A 4,703-nucleotide genomic window follows, 5' to 3' on the forward strand; every position below is an offset into this window, starting at 1 on the left:
CAGGGGGGAACGATATCCGGCTGCGCCCGGATATCTCCCAAGGTTTGCTGCGCAAACCTCGGGCCCCGCCGTTGCGCTGCCACACCCCCATTCGCGCTGCGCGCGAATCGCCCCCTGACTCAGGGGGCTGGGGCACGCGCCTTGACCCGGTAGGAGCGGCGTAAGCCGCGATGGGGTCTGCCTCCGGAACCCGGGGCTCGCGGCTTGCGCCGCTCCTGCGGTTCTGGCGTGCGGCGGGAGCGGCGTGCGGGCTCAGGAACCAGCGGTCAGGCGCGCGAGTTCGTCGGCCTGGTGCTCGGCCTGCAGGCGCTCGATCAGCGCATCGAGCTCGCCCTCGACGATGTTGGGCAGGTCGTACAGGGTCAGGCCGTCGACGCGATGGTCGGTGATCCGTCCCTGCGGGAAGTTGTAGGTGCGGATGCGCTGGCTGCGGTCCCCGCTGCCGACCTGCAGCTTGCGGGTCTCAGCCTGGGCGGCGGCGGCCTGCGCAGCCTGCGCCTCGGCCAGCATCGCCTGCAGCCGCTTCATCGCCTTGTCGCGGTTGGCATGCTGGCTGCGCTCGGTCTGGCTCTCGACCACGATGCCGCTGGGCAGGTGGGTGATGCGGATCGCCGAGTCGGTCTTGTTGACGTGCTGGCCGCCGGCGCCGCTGGACCGGAAGGTGTCGACCTTGAGATCGGCCGGGCTGATCACGATCGGCTCGCCCTCCGGCTCGACCGGGATGATCGCCACCGTCGCCGCCGAGGTATGGATGCGGCCCTGCGATTCGGTCTCCGGCACCCGCTGCACGCGGTGGGTGCCCGATTCGAACTTCAGCTTCGAGTACGCGCCCTGGCCCTCGACCCGGGCGATCACTTCCCTGAAACCGCCGTGCTCGCCGGGGTTGGCCGACTCGACCTCGACCCGCCAGCCCTGGCGCTCGGCGTAGCGCGAATACATCCGGAACAGGTCGCCGGCGAAGATCGCGGCCTCGTCGCCGCCGGTGCCGGCGCGCACCTCCAGGTACAGGTCGCCGTCGTCGCGCGGGTCCTTCGGCACCAGATGCGAAAGCAGCTCGCGGTCGAGCCGCTCCAGCCGCGCGTTGGCCGAGGCGATCTCCTCGTCGGCCAGCTCGCGCAGTTCCGGGTCGGCGCGCATCGCCTCGGCGGTGGCGAGGTCGTCGCGGGCGCGCGTCTCCTCGGCCAGGGCGAGCGCGACCGGTTCGAGCTGGGCGAACTCGCGCGACAGTCCGCGGAAGCGCCGGGCGTTGCCGATTACGTCGGGGTCGGCGAGCAGGCGTTCGAGCTCCTCGCGACGTTCGACCAGGGCTTCGAGTTTGCGGCGGAGGGTTTCCAGCATGGGACGGACCGGGCGTGGGAGTGGACGGGAGCGGAAGACGCAGTATGGGCGACAGGCCCGCTAGCGCTCCCGCTCCTCGTCGTCCCGCGCGCCGGGCGCGTCCTGCGGGAACAGCTTGTCGACCGCCCGGCCCAGCTCGGCGTTGCCGGTCAGCGCGGCCTCGCGCAGGGCGACGGTGGGCGCGTGCAGCAGCCGGTTGGTCAGGGTATGGGCGAGATAGCCCAGCAGTTCGTCGGGGTCGCCGCCGGCGGCCAGCTGCTGGCGCGCGCGCGCCAGCACTTCGGCCTTGGCCGCTTCGCCGTGCGCACGCAGCCGCTTGAGCGGCTCGGTGCGGGTGCTGGCGGCGAGATTCTCGACGTAGCGCGCGACCTGCAGGTCGATGATCGCCTCGGCCTCGTCGGCCGCCTCGCGACGGCCGCGGCGGTTGTCCTCGATCGTGCGTTCCAGGTCGTCGACGGTATAGAGGTAGACATCGGCCAGCTCGGCGACCTCGGCGGCGATGTCGCGCGGCACCGCCAGGTCCAGCAGCAGCATCGGTCGGTGCCGGCGTCGCGCCAGCGCGGCGGCGACCTGGGGCCGGTGCAGGATCGCCTGTTGCGCGGCGGTGGCCGACAACACGATGTCGGCCTCGTCCAGGTGCTTGTCGAGTTCGCTCAGCGGCAGCGCGACGCCGCCGTGGCGGCTGGCCAGCTCCTGCGCGTGGGCGAGGGTGCGGTTGGCGACCAGCAGGCGCTTGGCGCGGGCCTGGGCAAGGTGGCGCGCGGCCAGCTCGATGGTCTCGCCGGCGCCGATCAGCAGCACCGTGGAATCCTCCAGCCGGGCGAACGATTCCTGCGCCAGTCGCACCGCGGCCGACGCGACCGACACCGGGTTGGTGCCGATCCGGGTATGGGTGCGGGCGCGCTTGGCGGTCGAGAACGCGTGCTGGAACAACCGGTCGAGCTGACCGCCGAGGCTGCCGGCGCCGCGCGCGGTGGCCCAGGCATCCTTGACCTGGCCAAGGATCTGCGGTTCGCCGAGGACCAGCGAATCGAGCCCGGTCGCGACCCTGAACAGATGGCGCACGGCGTCGGCATCGGCGTGCCGGTACAGATAGCCGTGCAGGTCGCCGGTATCGTCGGGATGGGTCGCCAGCCAGTCGGCCAGCACGCTGCCGTCGCCCTCGGCGACCGCATACAGTTCGGTGCGGTTGCAGGTCGACAGCAGCGCCGCCTCGCGGACACCGGGCAGGGCGCGGACCGCGCCCAGCGCCGGCCCGATCGCGTCGCCGGCAAACGCCACCCGTTCGCGCAGCGAAACCGGCGCGGTCTGATGGTTGATGCCGAGGACGAACAAACTCACGGGCGGTTCTCGTTCGGGGGCGGGCGCGTGGCGATCGAATGCCGGGGCGCGTCGGCTTTCCCGTTCAGGTGCTTGCGATAAGCTGCTGGCTTCCGAAGGCCGACATTCTACCCGGGCCCGGACGGCTTGGGCTCGCCGAAGCGCCGGATTCGTTCACGCGGCCGGCCCGTCCGCCGCAGCCGCCCCCGTTCCGTCCCGTCCGAAACCGCTGTCTGAATTCCACCGTCCGACCCCATGGGAGCCCGCTGATTCGATGCGACCGAGCCTCGTCACCCTTGCCATTGCCCTGGTCCTGACCGGTGTGCCGACGCTGCATGCCGCCGAGCCTGCCGCCGGCTCGGGGCCGCCCGCACCCGAGCTGGCGCCCCCGTCGGCCAGCGACGATCCGGCGGTGCGCGCGCTGGAGCCGCTGTTGGCGGCCGAGTTCGCGCTGCAGGCCGGGCGTCTGGACGAGGCGGCCGGCTGGTACCTGCAGGCCGCGCGCGATGCCCGCGATCCGGCCCTGGCCGAGCGCGCCACCCGCATCGCTCTGTTGGCCAAGGACGACACCGGGACCGCCGAGGCGCTGGTGCTGTGGCGCGAGCTGGGCGGCGAGCAGGACCCGGAGCAGGCCGGCAGCCTGATGGCGTCCGAGGCCGCGCTGTCGTTGCGCCAGGGCCGCCAGCGTGCGGCGCGCCGACAGTTGTCGGCACTGCTGGCGATGCCGGGGCGAGACGGCTGGCGACATGCCTTCGGGGTCCTGGCCACAGGCAGCCACGACCCGCGCCTGAGCGCGCAGGTGCTCGAATACCTGGTCCGCCGCGACCGCATTCCGCAGGTGCTGGAGGCGTGGATGGCGTTCGGCGGCCTGGCGTTGCGCCTGGATGCGCCGGAGGTGGTCGAGGACATCGTCGCCCGGGTGATCGAACGCTTCCCGGGCGAGCCCCGGGTCGCCCTGCTGCATGCCGGTCAGCTGCGCGAGGCCGGCAAGCCCGAACAGGCGCGCGAGGTCCTCGACGGCATCGAGGTCGCCGCGGACGATCCGTTGCTGCGGCAGAGCCTGGCCAACGAGTACGAACGCCTCGGCGACCTGCATCGGGCCGAGCGCACCCTGGCCGAGGGGCCGCAGAGCGAGCAGATCTACGCGTTCCGCGCCTCGCTGCTGGCCCAGGCCGAGGACAAGCAGGCCCTGGGCGCGCTGTACGACGAGCTGCGGCGCGACGCCGGGCGCCCGGACCCGCGCCGGCGGATGCTGCTCGGCCAGATCGCCGAGTTCCTCGAGCGCAACGACGAGGCCCTGGAGTGGTACGCCGGCGTCCCCGGCGGGGCCGCGCGCTGGCAGGCCCGGCTGCGCACCAGCACGGTGCTGCACAAGCTCGATCGCAAACAGGAGGCTTACGACCTGCTGCGCGGGATCCAGTCCGATGCCGCCGCCGAGGACGATGTCCGTCGCGATGCCTACCTGCTCGAGGCCGCGCTACGCGAGGAGGACAAGGACCCGGCCGGTGAGCTGGATGCGTTCGCGCGCGGCCTGGCGGCGTTCCCGGACGAGCTGGACATCCTCTATGCCCGTGCGCTGGCGTGGGAGCGGCGCGACGACATCGCCCGCGCCGAGGCGGACTTTCGCAAGATCCTGGTGATCGACCCTGAAAGCACCGCGGCCCTGAATGCCTTGGGCTACACCCTGGCCGACCGCACCGAGCGCTACCAGGAGGCCTTGGAGCTAATCAACCGTGCCCGCGCCGCCGAGCCGGAGAACGCCGCGATCATCGACAGCTACGGGTGGGTGTTGTACCGGCTGGGTCGCAACGAGGAGGCGGTGATCGAGCTGCGCCGCGCGTTCGCGATGCAGGACGATGCCGAGATCGCCGCCCACCTGGCCGAAGTGCTGTGGGTGCTGGGGCGGCGCGAGGAGGCCCGCCGCGTGTTCGACAAGGCGCGGGCGCTGGACCCGGACAACCGGTCGTTGCGGCGCGCGCTGGAGAGTGTCGGCTTGCCGGTCGAGGCGCCGGCCGACGAGGCGGGCGAGGGCGCCGCGCAGGATG

The 4,703-nt window shown here is 72.5% G+C and carries 3 protein-coding genes; 1 reads left to right on the plus strand and 2 read right to left on the minus strand.

The window, feature by feature from the left end:
• Window positions 1–252 precede the first annotated feature (252 nt).
• Together prfA and hemA are read right to left on the minus strand one after the other, a co-directional pair.
• Window positions 253–1,338, minus strand: a complete 1,086-nt coding sequence (gene prfA, locus FKV24_RS08230) for a peptide chain release factor 1 (RefSeq protein ID WP_111267101.1) — start codon at window positions 1,336–1,338, stop codon at window positions 253–255.
• A 60-nt stretch (window positions 1,339–1,398) separates the two neighbouring features.
• Complete coding sequence (hemA, locus tag FKV24_RS08235; protein WP_141482030.1) at window positions 1,399–2,679, minus strand: glutamyl-tRNA reductase; 1,281 nt, start codon at window positions 2,677–2,679, stop codon at window positions 1,399–1,401.
• A 253-nt stretch (window positions 2,680–2,932) separates the two neighbouring features.
• On the opposite strand from hemA, the gene FKV24_RS08240 reads away from it, so the two are divergent.
• On the plus strand, window positions 2,933–4,703 hold a 1,771-nt coding region (locus FKV24_RS08240; protein WP_141482031.1), incomplete at its 3' end, for a tetratricopeptide repeat protein.

Source organism: Marilutibacter maris (genome assembly GCF_006546735.2).
Classification (GTDB): domain Bacteria; phylum Pseudomonadota; class Gammaproteobacteria; order Xanthomonadales; family Xanthomonadaceae; genus Marilutibacter; species Marilutibacter maris.

What these genes read in the sequence shown, in the direction of transcription:
- prfA (WP_111267101.1), bottom strand. Translation starts at nt 1,338, where the DNA reads ATGCTGGAAACCCTCCGCCGCAAACTCGAAGCCCTGGTCGAACGTCGC.